Below are 15,404 nucleotides of genomic sequence, written 5' to 3'. Positions count from 1 at the left end.
GATCGGTTTACGCACTCGATGAACTGCGATGATCCGTTGTTTCGTGTCGGAGCGTTCTGCAAGGATTGAAATCGAACGTGACAGCAATCCCACGAGCTAGGAGTACGTCATGGCAACTCGACTCAATCCGTACATCAGTTTCAACGGTAACGCGCGTGAAGCATTGGAGTTCTACAAGGGCATTTTCGGTGGCACGCTGGCGCTGAGCACGTTCGGTGAATTCGGCAATCCCGGCGAAGGCGGGGACAAGATCATGCACGGAATGCTCGAGACCGATCAGGGATACACCCTGATGGGTGCTGACACTCCGCCCGGCATGCCGTACAACCCCGGCGACAACATCACGGTCAGCCTCAGCGGCGACGACGGCGATGTGCTGCGCGGGTACTGGGAGCAACTGTCGGGAACAGGTACGGTGAGCGTTCCGCTCGAGAAGCAGATGTGGGGCGACGAATTCGGCGCCTGTACAGACAAATTCGGTATTTCCTGGCTGGTGAATATCGGAGCGCCCCAGAGCTGACTCCAGACTCTGCCCGGTTCTGCCGAAACGAGACAGTTTTCCTGCCGTTTCGAGGCAGAGCCGGGTGTGTGATCGCCGTTACATTCTGTTCGACAAGACAAGTTGCAAGTCGGATGGAGAAATGCAGTGACGATCGAAGATATTGCGCGGAAGCCCCTTTCGAAGCAGCGCCTCGACGACGTGCTGGCGCGAGCAACTCAGGGGGCTGATCGCGTCCCGGGTGTGGTCGCGATGATTACGGATCGAGAAGGCAACATCTACGAGGGTGCTGCGGGCGAGCGGACTCTCGGTTCCGGCGTTCCGATGACCCTCGATACAACCTTTGCGCTCTTCTCCACCACCAAGGCGATCACCGGTACCGCTGTCCTGCAATGTGTGGAGGAGGGATTGCTCGATCTCGATGCACCTGCAGCGACCTATGTTCCCGACATCGGTGAGCTGAAGGTCCTGGACGGTTTCGACGCCGGCGGAAACCCCGTTCTTCGGGAACCCAAGCGTGACATCACCACTCGCATGCTGCTCCTTCACACTGCAGGGTTCGGCTACGACTTCTTCAACGAGTCGTACAACCGGCTCTCACAGGAACATGGGCAGCCCAGCGTGATCACGTGTAGCAAAGCGGCGCTCACGACACCGCTGCTCTTCGACCCGGGTGAGAAGTGGGAGTACGGCACCAACATCGACTGGGCCGGACAGGTCGTCGAGTCGATTCGAGGTCAGCGACTCGGCGATGTCATGCGCGAGCGCATCTTCGAACCTCTCGAGATGGCCGATACGGCATTCACGATGAGCCCGTCGATGAAGGATCGACTTGCGCCGATCCATCAGCGTGAGAGCGACGGAAGCCTCACTCCGCTCATCGGATTCGAGCTTCCGGCCGAACCCGAGGTGCACATGGGTGGTCACGGTTTGCACGGCACTGTCGGCGACTACATGAAGTTCATTCGTATGTGGCTCAACGACGGCGCGGGCACATCCGGTCGCGTGTTGTCGCCGGAGACGGTAGCTGCAGCCGTTCAGAACGGGCTCGAAGGCCAGCACGTGGGGTTGTTGCCCGGAGTTCTCCCGACACTGTCCAACGATGCGGAGTTCTTCCCCGGCGTCGCCAAGGGATGGGCATACTCCTTCATGACAAATGAAGAGGTGGCACCCACCGGTAGGCCGGCCGGATCGCTGGCTTGGGCGGGTCTTGCCAACCTCTATTACTGGATCGACCGGCAGACCGGCGTCGGCGGGTTCTGGGCAACGCAGATTCTGCCGTTCGCGGACCCTGGATCCATCAACGGATACCTGGAATTCGAGACCGCCGTTTACCAGTAACCGGCTGGATTCCCGCTGTCCGGGATCGACTGTTTCTTTCGGGCGGGTTCGGAGTACGCATGCAGTACAGCGCACGCTTGCATACGACGAACTAGGAGACGGCATGAACAGCCTCGAAGGCAGCTTCGAAGGAAAAGTTGCACTGATCACCGGCGCCGCACGCGGTCAGGGGCGCGCCCACGCTGTCGCATTCGCGGAGCGTGGCGCGGACATCGTGATCTGCGACCGGTGCGAGAACAGTGATGTCGTCGCCTACCCCCTCGCAAACGAGGAGGATCTGAAGGAAACCGTTCGTTTGGTGGAAGCCACCGGTCGTCGGTGCATTGCCGTCAAGGCAGACACTGCTGATCGCGACGCAATGGACGCGCTCGTTGCCCGCGCTGAAGCCGAGTTCGGCCGTGTCGACATCGCCGTCGCGAATGCCGGTGTGTCCGTGCCCGCTCCGATCACGTCGATGACGTCGGCGCAGTGGAACGAAGTCATCTCGTCGAACCTGACCGGTGTGTTCAACACCGTTGCGGCCGTGTCAGGTGGAATGGCGGAACGTGGTTACGGTCGCATCATCACGATTTCCTCGATGATGGGTCGATCCGGTGGCACCCAGATGGCGGCGTACGGCGCCTCCAAATGGGGCGTCATCGGTTTGACGAAGAGTGTGTCGCTCGAACTGGCCAACTCGGGTGTGACCGTGAATGCTATTGCGCCGGGGAATATCTCGACGCCGATGATTCACAACGACATGATGTACGCAATGATGCGGCCTGACCTCGAATCGCCGACGGCAGACGACGTCGAACCCGTGTACGCGACTCTGCATGCGCAGCCGGTCGGTTGGCTGGATCCCTTCGAGATCACGCGAGTAGTCCTGTTCCTCGCCGCCGACGCGAGTGCCCACATGAGTGGCATCGTGGTTCCTGTCGACGCCGGAGTAGCCGCTCGCTCGAACGCTTGACGGACAAGACTGTTCGCGCGAAAGCGCGGACCGGGTGGGTCGTCGGCGTCCTGAGTCTGAGCGGTGTGGTGGTCGCGCTGCAACAGACCTTGGTGGTGCCGGTCCTGCCTGCGTTCGCGACGGCATCGGGAGTATCGTCCTCCACCGCTTCCTGGCTGGTGACCTCGACGTTGCTGACCGGTGCCGTCGCAACCCCTCTCATCGGCAGACTCGCCGACATGTTCGGTAAGCGCGCGATGATGCTCGTCTGTCTTGCCGTGATGATCGTCGGCTGCATGGTTGCGGCGCTCAGCCAGAGTTTCTGGTTACTGATCCTCGGGCGCTCGTTGCAGGGGTTCGCGACGGCACTTCTGCCCGTCGGAATCAGCATCATGCGCGATGTCCTTCCTCCGGAAAAGCTCAGTGGTGCAGTAGCTCTCATGAGTGCGACGTTGGGGATCGGTGGCATGTTCGGTATGCCGATGGCTGGGGTGATCTCGGCGCACTGGGGACTACCCGCGCTTTTCTGGGTCACCGGTGGATTCGGGGTCGTACTGATAGTCGTCTTGCCGCTGGTGGTGCCGGAATCGGCTGTGAAGAGTCGCGGACGCTTCGACTTTCTGGGAGCCACAGTCCTCACGCTCGCTATGACTGCACTGCTGCTGGCCGTTTCGAAAGGAACCGAATGGGGCTGGGCAAGCCCCGAGGTTCTGGTTCTGATCGCGTCCGGCGTGGTCTTGCTCTGTGGATGGATTCCGTGGGAACTGCACACGCCGGCACCGCTGGTCGATCTGCGGACTTCCCTTCGCGCTCCGATTCTGGTTTCGAACGTCTGCGCAGTATTACTCGGTTTTGCCATGTTCATCAGCGCGTTGGCGGCAACGCAGGAACTTCAGTTGCCCCTGGCGTCGGCGGACGGTCTCGGACTCTCGGCTGCCGAAGCCGGACTGGCGATGATGCCGGGCGGAGTCCTGATGATCGGATTGGCGCCGGTGTCGTCGAAGGTGACGAGGCGATGGGGAGCGAAGGCCACGTTGGCCTCAGGAGCGATCGTCATCGCAATCGGATACGTCTTGCGTGTGCTGTTGACGCCGACGCTGGTCAATATCGTGATCGGCGCTGCCGTGGTATCGGCCGGTGTGGCATTTTCCCTGGCAGCCATGCCGACTCTGATCACCGAATCTGCGCCGATCCATCAGACTGCCTCGGCCAACGGATTCAACAGCCTGCTCCGTTCGGTCGGTACCTCCACCGGAAGCGCCGTTGCGGCAGCGGTATTGGCCGGTTCGACGGTGGTGATCGGTGCGAGCACTGTGCCGACCCTGCATTCGTTCGCGGTTTTGTACTGGATCGGAGCGGGCGTATCGGCACTGGCGGCCGCGGTGACCTTGGCAGTGAGGGTGGAGCGGACGGGGGCGGTATCGCGGCCCGAGTTACCAATTGCAGCCGAAACCGATGGCGCAACGAAGATCGGGTGAGTCGATGGACTCACCCGATCTTCGTCACCGTTATCTCCGACTGGAATCGACCAGGTACTCGAGATTCTGGTTGTACGGTGTGGCCGTCACCGCCGCGTGCGAACTCACCCGAGACACCTCGGTAGTGCCGCGAACGACAGAGGCCTTGATGGAACCTACTTTCAACGGGGCGATGCAGCTGCTCATCCCGGCCGGGGCATTGCAGGTGGTAATCGTGGTTCCCACCGTCACTTTGACGACTGCGGGAGCGGTCAAGAAGGTGAGAACCTCGACGGTATCGCGAGCGGGGGATGACCATTGGCGCAGTGTCATAGGGGCAGCAGAGCGATTGACGGGGACCGCGGAGACCGACTGATTGCGATAGACGAGATACGCGGTGTCGCGAACAATCGCGGGTGAGGCGCCGGAGCGGAAGCTGTACAGCCCGTAGGAACTCATGTCGAGTAACGCGCGCCCATGACCGGCGCTGGGTGCGAACGACGTTCCCTCGCTGTAGTCGTTCCAGGTGACGAGCTGTACCCATTCACTGTTGGACGCAATCGCAATCTGCCACATGTTCTGCAGATTCTGTGAATTCTGTGCCTCGTCGTAGATCGACTGACTTGGACGAACATCTTGGAAGGCGACTGGTTGCATCCATATCTTTCCCAAGGAGTGAGCGGCAGCGGCAAGTCCCATCGGAGAGTTCGGGTTCGATCCCGAGAGCGGATTTCCTGCCGGATTTCGATTACCCCAATTCGACATCCCGTAGCTGATCGATGCAAAAGAATTCCGGTTGGCTGCAGCGTCGAGGAAAACCGGAACAAATGCCACATTTATGCCGTAAGAATTCTTCATCAGAGTGATGAACTCCGACCACCAGCCCGCAGTCTTGTTTTCGGCAAGGAATGGAGATATCACGAGCCGTCCGTCGTTCAATTTGAACGATGATGCCATGGTCGAATACGGTTTCATCTCTGCTGCCATTTGAGCTGCGGTCATGTTTTTGAACGCGCCGTTCATATCAGGCATGAGCATGATCTTGAAATTCGGATCGACTGCTGCGGCCGCTTTGATCAGGGCGGTGGGCACGGTGGAACCCCACCAACTGGTGTCGGTTGCCTTGGCGATGATGTCGACGGAGAATCCGTCGATGCCCGTGGCGATTGCCGAACGAACTTCGTTTTCGAGGTCGCGTTGGCGCCACTGCGTATCGGCGATGGGTTGCCGCGGTGTCGGCCGATCGCGGAGGAATCCTCCGTAGCGAACGTGTTTGTTGTTCTCGCCGTTGACCGTAAGATATTGTGTCGCATAGTAATCGCCAGACGGATTCGCATTGTCGATCGAAACCGGATAGGGCGGGAAGTAGTGAGCGAAAACCAACTTTCCGTTCAGTGCTGACTTGGGTGGAATGTCGAAGGGCAGCGCTGCAGATTCAGGATTCGCCGAGAACGAGGCCGGCGTGTACGTCGACGCGGAGCGTGGTTGTGTGTTGTACGCGGCGATCAGTGCGGCCGCGACAATCACGGCCAGGGTGAAGCAGATGGTCTCGAAGGAATATTTCGCCGTTTTTCGGATCCACGGAGTTCGGATGTATCGAGTTCTGATACTCATGGCACAGTCAGCCTTTCTCGATCCCCCGAAGTGTGAGTCTTCCCCGCGTGCACTGAATCGGTGATTCAATTCTTTTCGGCCTCTGTCTGATTTGTAATTCGAGATTCGACACCATAAGTCAACCGTCACCGGCCCGAGTGTCACTTGCTGTACGAGTGTAACGCTGCCGCGTTCATCATGAATACCTGAAAGCGGTCTTTGTTCAAGAATTTCGGGTTTTTCTTTCCGGTATATATCCGTCGAAAGGTCGGTGAAATTTATCGGCTGTATTGGACAGGACTGGGACGTGTGGTCTGTTCCGTACCTCGTGGCCGAAAGGCACCGGCGAAACCAGGGAGGTGATTGCAGCCGGGCAACTGACGAAATTTCCTGGAATGTGTCGGCCTCCTGGGTCACACTGGGGAACGGACTACCGACGGATTACCGATGCGGGAGGGCTCATGACCGAAGCGATTGTGGCCGAGGGGCTGGTCAAGAAGTACGGCGACGTCACGGCATTGGACGGCATCGACCTGGAAGTGCGCGAGGGTTCGGTGATGGCTCTGTTGGGCCCCAACGGCGCCGGAAAAACCACTGCGGTAAGGATATTCACGACGCTGCTCATTCCGGACGGTGGACGCGCCAAGGTTGCCGGGCTGGACGTGGTCGAGGATGCGCGGGCGTTGCGATCCAAGATCGGTGCTTCGGGTCAGTACGCCGCGGTCGACGAGTACCTGACGGGCTACGAGAATCTGGACATGGTCGGGAGGCTGTATCACCTCGGCGCCCGAAGCAGTAAGGCCCGAGCGCGTGAATTGCTCGAGCAGTTCGATCTCGTCGAGGCTGGAGATCGGCCGGTCAAGGGCTATTCCGGTGGAATGCGGCGACGTCTCGATCTCGCCGGCGCATTGGTTGCTCGGCCACAGGTGTTGTTTCTCGACGAGCCGACCACCGGCCTCGATCCTCGGGCGCGACTCGGTCTCTGGGACGTCATCGAAGGGTTGGTGGCTCAGGGGACCACGCTGTTGCTCACGACGCAATACATGGAGGAAGCGGAGAGGTTGGCCGACCAGATCGCCGTCATCGACCGCGGCTCGGTCATCGCGCGCGGTACTGCAGACCAGTTGAAGGCGCGGGTCGGGGGTGAGCGCATCGAATTGAGCGTGCACGAGGTCGAACATCTCGACATCGTCCGCGAGGAATTGCGCTCGCTTGCCGTGGGGGACATTCAGGTTCAAGAGAATGTCCGTCGCGTCACCGTTCCTGTCGACGACGGCACCGACGCGTTGGTCGCGGCGCTGAATCTTCTGTCGGCACGAGGCATCCGCGTATTCGACGTCGGCCTGCGCAGACCCACTCTCGACGATGTCTTCCTCACACTGACCGGGCACCAGGCTGAACTGGAGGATCAGAAATGACCGTGCAGATGGCGCTCGAAGACGGTTTGACCATCGCCAGGCGAAACTTGATCAAGATCAAGCGCGTTCCGGATCTGCTGGTGTTTACCACTTTGTCGCCGATCATGTTCGTGCTCTTGTTCGCGTATGTGTTCGGCAGTGCGATCTCGGTCCCGGGCACGTCGTATCGAGAATTCCTGATCGCCGGAATCTTCACGCAGACGGTCATATTCGGTGCGACCTGGACTGGTTTGGGGATGGTCGAAGACATTCAGAAAGGAATCATCGACAGATTTCGATCGCTGCCCATGGCTCCGTCTGCCGTGCTGACCGGCAGAACGTCGAGTGACGTGTTGATCAACGTCATCAGTTTGGTGGTCATGTCGTTGACCGGTCTTCTGGTCGGGTGGCGGATTCACTCCAGTTTCCTCGAAGCGGTGGCGGGTTATGCGCTGCTTCTGTTCTTCGCGTACGCGTTGTCGTGGGTCATGGCTGTTGTCGGGCTTTGGATCCGGACACCGGAGGTATTCAACAACGCGAGCTTCATCGTCATCTTTCCGCTGTCGTTCATCGCGAACACTTTTGTCGAGACCACCAATCTTCCCGGCCCGCTCAAAGTGATCGCCGAATGGAATCCGGTGTCGGCTGTTACTCAGGCGGTGCGTGAATTGTTCGGCAATACCAATCCTGCGATGACGGTTCCGGATGCGTGGCCACTGCAGAATCCGGTCATCGCGTCGTTGTTGTGGACTTTCGGTTTGCTGATCGTCTTCGTGCCGTTCGCTATTCGTCGGTATCAGAAGGCAGTCAGCCGCTGACCTGGTGATTCCGGCCGGTAGGGTGGATATGTGCCGGAGCCCGAACGCATCGACAAACGCAGCCTGAGATACGCCGGGCGACGTGAGGAGTTGCTCGACGCGCTGACCCGCTACGTCATCGACAACGGTGTCGGGGAGTTGACGGTGAGGCAGCTCGCCAAGGCCGTTGGTGTGTCGCATGCGTCGTTGCTCAACCATTTCGATAGCAAGGAGAATCTGCTCTCCGAGGTCATCGAGAACATGCGTGGTGAGTCCATTCCGATTGCGGTGCCGATGAAACCGGGGGTCGATCCGGCGACAGTGCTGACTGCGTGGTGGACCGAACGTACGACGCCGGAGGTCCTGCCGCGGTTCCGGGTGATGGTCGAGATCTACGCCCTCGCGCTCGGCGACCGCGACCGCTACGGACGGTTCCTGGACCGTTTTGTGGGCGATTGGATCGAGGCACTGGAAGCCGGTCTACGACAAGCGGGTTGCCCCGAGGACGATGTTGCCTCTGTCGCTACTCTGTTGCTCTCGCAAATGCGGGGTCTGTCGATGGATCTTCTGGCCACCGGGGACCGGGCCCGCGTCGATCGTGCGTTCGGGCTTTTTGTCGACGGCTTTGCCGCCCGCGCTCGGGAGTGGTCCACGCCAAGATCCGATCGCCTTCAACGCTGACCGATCACCACGGTCGACGCGGTCTCGCTGTAGGTTGCCACCCGAGTGAGAAACCCTCCTCGAGTGAATGTTTCAACAGTCATTTCGACCTGCTCCGTACTCGTCTCGACGAGAAGACAGCCACCCGGTCGTAGCCACGGCGCGGCGTCCGCGATGATGCGACGCTGCAGATCCAGTCCGTCGGTACCGCCGTCCAACGAGACCAGCGGTTCGTGAAGACGGGCTTCGGGCGGCATCAGCCTGATCGATTCGGTGGGGACGTAAGGTGCATTGGCGACGACGACATCCACGCGACCGAGTAATTTCGTCGGCAGTGGTTCGAATAAATCGCCTTCGAGTACACGCTCGGGCGGTGTGATGTTTCGGCGAGCGCACCGCACTGCGGCCGGTTCCACGTCTACCGCGTACAAATCGACGGCGTCGAGCGTCGACTGCAGGACAGCACCGACAGCTCCTGAGCCGCAACACATGTCGACGACGACGCTTCCTGGGGTGACAAGTGAGCAGGCCTGCCAGGCGAGAAACTCGGTGCGCCGGCGTGGGACGAAGACTCCGGAGTCGATGTGAATGCGCAAGCCGCAGAACTCGGCCCATCCGAGGACGGGCTCGAGTGGTTCGCCGGCAACTCGTCGGTCGACCATCGCGTCGAGTTCATCGCGAGAGCGTGCGGTGTGAAGAAGTAGGCGAGCCTCGTCTTCGGCGAAGACGCAACCTGCTGCTCGGAGGATCGCGGCCACCGACTTCTGCTGCGAAGCAGGGAAGGTCGGGAGATCAGGTGCTGACATGAGAGAGCCTTTCGGCCTCCTGATCTCGCGGGGGACCTGCACGTATCGAACACCGCCACCCTACCCGAGCAGGCGTGTCACGACGGTCGATGCGGAGCGGAAATTTAGGTTGACCAAATGGTAAGGCTGTTCTATGGTCTGAACTCGATCAGCTGATGTGGGGCCGATCACCACATATGCACCGTCACCGCAATCGGTAGGAGAAGTACGTGAGTAGGCGACTGTGTAGGACGCTCGTCGGACTGAGTGCGAGTGCGTTGGTGGCGTTGACAGTTGCGGCGCCGGCCGGAGCGGAACCGAACGATGCTCCGGGTGCTGTCGTGAGTCAGGAGTTGCTCGGTCCCGACCGGGTGATCCCGGGTGCCGTGAGCGCAACGAAGGTGACGTACTGGTCGACGGGCCCGAAGGATGCGCCGATGTCGAGTACCGGTGTGGTGTATCGCCCAGAGGGAGCTCCGCCCGAGGGTGGTTGGCCGGTCATCTCCTACGCGCACGGGACGGTGGGTGTCGCGGATCAGTGTGCGCCGAGCAGCAGTGTTCCACTCGAACGGACCGCGACGCATCTGGGTCACTGGCTGGAGCAGGGATACGCGGTCGTGACCACCGACTACGTGGGGCTCGGAACACCCGGTGTTCACCCGTATCTCGACGGTCGTTCCGCTGCACACAGCGTTGTGGACATGGTGCGTGCCGCTCGTGCGGTCGACGACGACCTGTCGAGCGCATGGGTTGCGATGGGGCAGTCGCAGGGCGGGCAGGCGACTATGTTCACCGCTTCGCTTGCCACTGCTTACGCGCCGGAGTTGGACTACCGCGGCGCTGTCGCCACTGGCGTCCCCTCGAACATCGAGAATCTTCTACCGCTCGGTGGTCCGGCTTTTCCGGCGCTTCCGCTCAAGGGTACGACGGTCTACATCGCGAACGTTCTTGACGGACTGCGTGCTTCGCGGCCGGATATCGACATCGACTCGTATCTGACCCCGCTCGGCAAGACCATCCTCGACGACGTCGAGAACAACATGTGCTACACCGAGGCGCGCACGAAGTACGGCACCGTCACGCTCGGGCAGGTGCTGACGAAGTCGCTGGACAATCCAGTATTCATGGAGGCTGCGCGTGACCTGCTCACTGTGCCGACCGCAGGATACGACCGCCCGTTCTTCATCGGTCAGGGGTTGTCGGACATCGATGTTCCGGCACCGCTGACACTGAAGTTCGCGGCCGACCTTACTGCCAACGGTGTCGACTTTGCATTCCATACCTATCCCACTGATCATCTGGGAACCGTTCCGGCTTCGGTTCCAGACAGCACCCCGTTTGTCGCGGCACTGTTCTCTGGTCAACGGCCCTGCACCGGAAGCCTCTGCTGACCAACATCTTTCAGGCGGCACCAACTCCGCGCAGATAGATGTCGATCGGGATCCGAAGTTGCCGAACGGTTTCGGAGGAGCGGGGATCTCGGCTACGCGCTCCGAGGCAGTAGTCGAAGATCAAGCCCTCCAGAAGGCTCAGAAAATTTTCGGCGGCGACGTCAGGATCGTCAACGCCAATGATGTCGAAGACAGGCCTTGCCTTCTCCCGTGAAAACAGGCTGTCTTCGAGGAGTTGGTGCAATGCCGAATCTCGGGGAGTTTCCAAGAGCAGTGCATATCTCGCGATCAATTCGTGTCTGCGGTGCGAAAGAAGATCATCGAGATACTCGGCCGTCAGGGCAGCAGGATCGCTGGGCCTCTCGCGGAGTTCGTCGAATATCGAACGTGACCGGTGCACGATGTGCAATGCGGTTGCTTCGAGTAGTGCCTCGCGAGTGCGGAAATAGTACGACGTCGAACCGGCAGGAAGTTCCAGGGACTGATCAACCGCCCGATGGGTGAGTGCACGCGGGCCCTGCTCGGCGATGATCGTGACGGCGGATGCCGCGATGAGGGCTCTGCGATCAGGCTTCATGTCGTTCCTTGTTGTCGATGTTGCATGCTGCCGGAGCTGCATGCTGCAGATGGTGCGTCGTGAGGGTCACATTGACTCGATTTGCCTTCGATCACTAGCCTCGACTCTACAGACGTAGAGGAGTCTTATGCTACTGGACGAAGAGCAGTTGGCGGCACGCGAAGCCCTCGACGCACTGCAGGCCCGGATCTCGGGCGGTGAGGTCGGGGGTGGGATCTATCTCTGGGGTAGCGTCGGCCGCGGGAAGACGATGCTCATGGACGAGTTCTACGACGGGCTCCCGGTCGGCAAGCGGCGCATTCACTTTCATCGGTTCTTTGCAGATCTGCACTCTCGGGCGCATGAACTCGGCTCGATGGGCGTGGCACTGGATCACGTCGTCGATGGAATCCGTGTGCTCTGTTTCGACGAGTTCCACCTCGACGACGTCGCCGACGCCATGTTCATGGCAAGGGTTCTCGACACAATCGTCGCGAAAGGCGTGACTGTTGTCGTCACGTCCAATGTTCCGCCGACCGATCTTCTTCCCAATCCGCTTTTTCACGAGCAGTTCGTTCCGTCGATCGAGTTGATGGAGCGGACTCTCGAGGTGATCGAGTTGGGTGGCTCCGTCGACTATCGGACGGCAGGACAGCCAGGTGCCGGGGACTACCGATTTGCGACAGGGGAATTCCTCCTCGGCTCGGGAATTACGCGGCCTTCGGGCGAAAGTGTCGAATTGACGATAGGCACACGCACCTTGGAGTGCTCGGCGATTCGAGACGGTGTCGTCTGGTTCGACTTCGAGGTGCTGTGCACTGGTTCGACCGCGGCTGCCGATTATCTCGCGCTCGCCGCACGCTTCGACGACTGGGTGATCTTCGGAGTGCCGGTGCTCGCCCAGGCGTCGGAATTTGCCCTTCGCCGTTTCGCGAATGTCGTCGATGTTCTCTATGACGTCGATGCGCGGCTGACGATCTACGCCGACGCCTACGTCGAAGAAGTGGCAGGCAGCCTCCGGGACGTGCCGGGGTTGGCGCGCCTCTACAGTCGTCTGTCGCTACTGGCGAGGTCGGCGGCGGGCAGCATCAGTTGAGGAGTAGCGTCAATTCCAGGTGAGGCCGCCGGTCGCGGCGCTGGGCGTGAGCCCGAACATACTGTGGCAGATCCGGTTGAGATGGGCGCTGTCGGTGAAACCGGCCTCGTGTGCACTGGTTGTCAGGGTTGCGCCACTGCTCATCACTTCCATGGCACGTCGTAGCCGCAACCAACGAATGTAGGTCGAAAAGCTCATCTGCAGTTGATCGTTGAAGATTCTTCCCAATCGGCCAGGTGAGATGGAGACCAGCGCGGCGGTGTCCGTCAGCGTTATCGGCCCTGAAAGTCGCTCGTGAAGTAGCGTCAGGGCATGCTCGAGCGCCGGGTGAAGAGCGCGTACGCTCGACGGCTGTCTACTTTCGGACAGTGAATCGATCAGCCTCGCTGCGTATTCCAGATCCGAATCAGCGCCGCGGTCCGTCATCGCTACTGCGGTCCGCCCACGGTCCGACCAGTCGGCCACACCACCGTGCTCGGATACAGGCGGCCTGATGCGCCGGCCCATCCCCGTGGTGGAGTCCACGTAGATCGCTCGTCCCCGCGCACCCTCGGAGGCGGACAACGCGTGGACCGCCCCGGATGGAATGACCACGGACCGCACGACTTCACTGTGGCCGTCCCCGTCCGTGACCGTGACGTCCCCGTCGTCGACGATCATGATCTGAACGGCGGCATGCGAATGCATGTGCGCGGATCCCACTGCGCCGGTGAACATGAGAATTCCGGGCTCCATGTGGACGGCGCCGGACCAGGTCATGTCGGAAATCATAGTGACGACCCTGACAGAGCTCGGGGTCCGGTCATCCTCCGGTAGGACCGCACTCGGTTCGAAGATCGTGCGCTGGGCCGATGTGCTGGCGAGGGGTTCACGAGAAGGTGGAATCATGAACAACGCACAAGCACCCGCAGTCCTGTCGGTCCACGCGCTGGGCAAGTCGTACGGCGACGTTCCAGTGCTCCGAGGTGTATCGCTGGAAGTGCGCGCCGGTACTGCTACGGCCATCATGGGTCCTTCAGGGTCGGGCAAGTCGACTCTGCTGCATTGCATGTCAGGAATCGTCAAGCCCGACTCGGGAGCAATCCTGCTGAGCGGCAGGCATATCGAGAACCTCGGTGAGAACGACCGCAGCCGCCTCCGACGCGAGTCGTACGGATTCGTTTTTCAATCGGGCCAACTGTTGCCGGAGCTTCCGGCGATCGAGAACGTCGCTTTGCCCTTGGTGCTCAACGGGTTGTCCATCGCCGAAGCCAAGCGGACGGCGCACGGCTTCTTCGCGCCATTGGGACTGGACGGGCTGCAGGACCGTCGCCCGGGTCAGATGTCGGGTGGGCAGTCGCAACGTGTGGCGATTGCGCGAGCGTTGGTGACCAAACCCGCCGTTCTCTTCGCGGACGAGCCGACCGGTGCCCTCGACGCGCAGACGAGTTGGGAAGTGATGAGGGTGTTGCGTGATTCGGCTCAACAGATCGGTTCTGCGTTGGTCGTCGTCACTCACGATGCCGAAGTCGCTCGGTGGTGTGATCGCACGATGATGATGCAGGCCGGTTCGCTCGTCGGGACACAGGTGGCGGCATGAAGGCCACAGCGCGCGTTGCATTGATGACGGTGCGAGGTGAAGGCCGAAAGGCGTTGAGTACCTTTGCGCTTCCCGTAACGGCCTTCGCCGCGTCAACGACCTTGCTACTCACCGTTCTCGGCGGCTACGGTGCATTCGCGGGCAGATCGAGCGAACCCGAAGCCGAGGCGTACCTAGCACTCGCAGGGGTTGCTTCGGTGTTGATGATCGTTCCAGCCGTCACTCTCGGCCTGGCGGCGGCCCGCTTGGGCGCGCGCCGTCGCGACGAACGACTTGCCTCGCTGCGACTCATCGGATCCACCCCTCGCCAGATCGTTGCGCTGTGCGCTGCGGAATCGGGTATCCAGGGCTTGGCCGGTGCGTTGATCGGTGTGGTGGGATACCTCCTCGCGTTGCCGCTCGTAGCTCTCTTGAGATTTCAAGGTCGGACATTCGAGTGGAGTGAGCTTTGGGTAGGCGCACTTCCGCTGGTGGGCATCGTATTCGGAATGACCATCCTGGCTGCTTTGACGTCGATGCTCGGGATGCGCCAGGTGTTCGTGAGCCCGTTGGGCGTCACGGCGGGCAATCCCAGCGCCGCACCGAAGATGATCTTCGCGGTGGCTGGGGTGGGGGTTCTTGTGGGGTGGAGTGCATTCGGGGGCTCCGCGGCAAGCATCGCGGCAATCCTGGTGGGCCTTGGTCTCTGCTTCGGCGTTGTTGCTTTGGTCGGTCCGTTCGTCATTTCGCTGCTTGGACGGATCATGCTCAAATGCGCCAAAGACGGTGCTTCGCTGATTGCGGCGCGTCGGGTCTTGGATAATCCGAAGGCTGTGTGGCGCACGGTCAGCGGTGTGACGATGGCCAGCTTTGTTGCCGCAGGCACATCTCTCCTCGCCGCGATAGGCAACGGGGAAGGGCAGGATTTGCAGCCAGGGCAGGAGTTCCTGTTCGCGGACATGAGAACCGGGGTGTTGTTCACTCTCGGAGCAACATTCACGTTGGCGGCAATCTCGTCTGCGCTCACCCAGGTATCCGGGATCCTCGACAACCGTGAGCTGTATCGGAGTCTGACTCTGGCCGGTACACCTGTCGAGGTGATGGACAGCGCTCGCATGCGGCACGTTCGCACTCCCGTGGTGGTGATGGCACTGGCCGGTGCCGGCGCTGCACTGCTGTTCCTCTTCCCACTGGCAGGGGCAGCCGTATTGACCACTCCGATGGCGCTGGTTCAGTTGGGCGTCACCCTGGCTGTGGGGATCGCGTTGGTGTTGGCCAGTGCGTTTGCAGCCAAGCCCGTCATGCGACGGGTACTCGCGGGCTGAATCTCCGCCCCTCGTCCG

General features: G+C 60.8%; 15 protein-coding genes. 11 read left to right on the top strand and 4 right to left on the bottom strand.

The window, feature by feature from the left end; translation table 11 throughout:
* Positions 1–109 precede the first annotated feature (109 nt).
* The 4 genes from ATN37_RS20330 to ATN37_RS20315 all read left to right on the top strand — a co-directional run bounded on the left by ATN37_RS20330 (position 110) and on the right by ATN37_RS20315 (position 4,249).
* The gene (locus ATN37_RS20330; RefSeq protein WP_003945857.1) at positions 110–520 is read left to right on the top strand and encodes a VOC family protein; all 411 of its coding nucleotides are present in this window, start codon (positions 110–112) and stop codon (positions 518–520) included.
* A 180-nt stretch (positions 521–700) separates the two neighbouring features.
* Positions 701–1,840, top strand: coding sequence for a serine hydrolase domain-containing protein (locus tag ATN37_RS20325; RefSeq protein WP_308125225.1), 1,140 nt, complete (start codon positions 701–703; stop codon positions 1,838–1,840).
* Positions 1,841–1,943: 103 nt separating this feature from the next.
* The gene (locus tag ATN37_RS20320; protein WP_003945658.1) at positions 1,944–2,792 is read left to right on the top strand and encodes a mycofactocin-coupled SDR family oxidoreductase; all 849 of its coding nucleotides are present in this window, start codon (positions 1,944–1,946) and stop codon (positions 2,790–2,792) included.
* On the top strand, positions 2,789–4,249 hold the full coding sequence (locus tag ATN37_RS20315) for an MFS transporter (RefSeq protein ID WP_047269629.1): 1,461 nt from the start codon (positions 2,789–2,791) through the stop codon (positions 4,247–4,249). Before ATN37_RS20320 ends, ATN37_RS20315 begins: the two co-directional genes overlap by 4 nt.
* 30 nt (positions 4,250–4,279) lie before the next feature.
* On the opposite strand, the gene ATN37_RS20310 is transcribed toward ATN37_RS20315, so the two are convergent.
* On the bottom strand, positions 4,280–5,842 hold the full coding sequence (locus ATN37_RS20310; RefSeq protein WP_218695551.1) for a glycoside hydrolase family 71 protein: 1,563 nt from the start codon (positions 5,840–5,842) through the stop codon (positions 4,280–4,282).
* A 440-nt stretch (positions 5,843–6,282) separates the two neighbouring features.
* Between ATN37_RS20310 and ATN37_RS20305 the strand changes: the two genes are divergently transcribed.
* The 3 genes from ATN37_RS20305 to ATN37_RS20295 are packed head-to-tail and all read left to right on the top strand — an operon-like array spanning position 6,283 to position 8,696.
* Entirely contained in the window at positions 6,283–7,239 is a 957-nt protein-coding gene (locus ATN37_RS20305; RefSeq protein ID WP_003945489.1) for a daunorubicin resistance protein DrrA family ABC transporter ATP-binding protein, read from the top strand.
* A complete protein-coding gene (locus tag ATN37_RS20300; protein ID WP_003945537.1) occupies positions 7,236–8,036 on the top strand; it encodes an ABC transporter permease in 801 nt (266 codons plus the stop codon). The genes ATN37_RS20305 and ATN37_RS20300 overlap by 4 nt, the downstream gene beginning before the upstream one ends.
* A 30-nt stretch (positions 8,037–8,066) precedes the next feature.
* Positions 8,067–8,696, top strand: a complete 630-nt coding sequence (locus ATN37_RS20295) for a TetR/AcrR family transcriptional regulator (RefSeq protein ID WP_042449375.1) — start codon at positions 8,067–8,069, stop codon at positions 8,694–8,696.
* On the opposite strand, the gene ATN37_RS20290 is transcribed toward ATN37_RS20295, so the two are convergent.
* Positions 8,687–9,481 (bottom strand): putative protein N(5)-glutamine methyltransferase, encoded by a 795-nt coding sequence (locus tag ATN37_RS20290; protein WP_042920512.1) that lies wholly within the window; start codon positions 9,479–9,481, stop codon positions 8,687–8,689. The genes ATN37_RS20295 and ATN37_RS20290 overlap by 10 nt on opposite strands.
* 209 nt (positions 9,482–9,690) lie before the next feature.
* Here ATN37_RS20290 and ATN37_RS20285 point away from each other — a divergent pair, with 209 nt between their 5' ends.
* Positions 9,691–10,851, top strand: a complete 1,161-nt coding sequence (locus ATN37_RS20285; RefSeq protein ID WP_218695550.1) for a lipase family protein — start codon at positions 9,691–9,693, stop codon at positions 10,849–10,851.
* 10 nt (positions 10,852–10,861) lie between these two features.
* Here the strand turns inward: ATN37_RS20285 and ATN37_RS20280 are convergent, their stop codons facing one another.
* On the bottom strand, positions 10,862–11,428 hold the full coding sequence (locus ATN37_RS20280; RefSeq protein WP_007734055.1) for a TetR/AcrR family transcriptional regulator: 567 nt from the start codon (positions 11,426–11,428) through the stop codon (positions 10,862–10,864).
* Between the two features lie 127 nt (positions 11,429–11,555).
* Here ATN37_RS20280 and zapE point away from each other — a divergent pair, with 127 nt between their 5' ends.
* Positions 11,556–12,503, top strand: a complete 948-nt coding sequence (gene zapE / locus ATN37_RS20275; protein ID WP_193595648.1) for a cell division protein ZapE — start codon at positions 11,556–11,558, stop codon at positions 12,501–12,503.
* A 9-nt stretch (positions 12,504–12,512) separates the two neighbouring features.
* Here zapE and ATN37_RS20270 read toward each other — a convergent pair whose 3' ends face one another.
* Positions 12,513–13,262 (bottom strand): AraC family transcriptional regulator, encoded by a 750-nt coding sequence (locus ATN37_RS20270; RefSeq protein ID WP_193595647.1) that lies wholly within the window; start codon positions 13,260–13,262, stop codon positions 12,513–12,515.
* Between ATN37_RS20270 and ATN37_RS20265 the strand changes: the two genes are divergently transcribed.
* Together ATN37_RS20265 and ATN37_RS20260 are read left to right on the top strand one after the other, a co-directional pair.
* Positions 13,237–14,082, top strand: a complete 846-nt coding sequence (locus ATN37_RS20265) for an ABC transporter ATP-binding protein (protein WP_007734065.1) — start codon at positions 13,237–13,239, stop codon at positions 14,080–14,082. The genes ATN37_RS20270 and ATN37_RS20265 overlap by 26 nt on opposite strands.
* Positions 14,079–15,386 carry an FtsX-like permease family protein gene (locus tag ATN37_RS20260; RefSeq protein WP_054188044.1) on the top strand — a complete coding sequence of 436 codons (1,308 nt, stop codon included), beginning with the start codon at positions 14,079–14,081 and terminating at the stop codon, positions 15,384–15,386. Before ATN37_RS20265 ends, ATN37_RS20260 begins: the two co-directional genes overlap by 4 nt.
* Positions 15,387–15,404: the final 18 nt, after the last annotated feature.

The organism is Rhodococcus sp. MH15 (assembly GCF_019266045.1).
In the GTDB taxonomy this organism is placed as follows: Bacteria; Actinomycetota; Actinomycetes; order Mycobacteriales; family Mycobacteriaceae; genus Rhodococcus_F; species Rhodococcus_F qingshengii.
The sequence above is the reverse complement of the archived record's forward strand: the minus strand, read 5'-3'. Positions and strand labels throughout refer to the sequence as shown.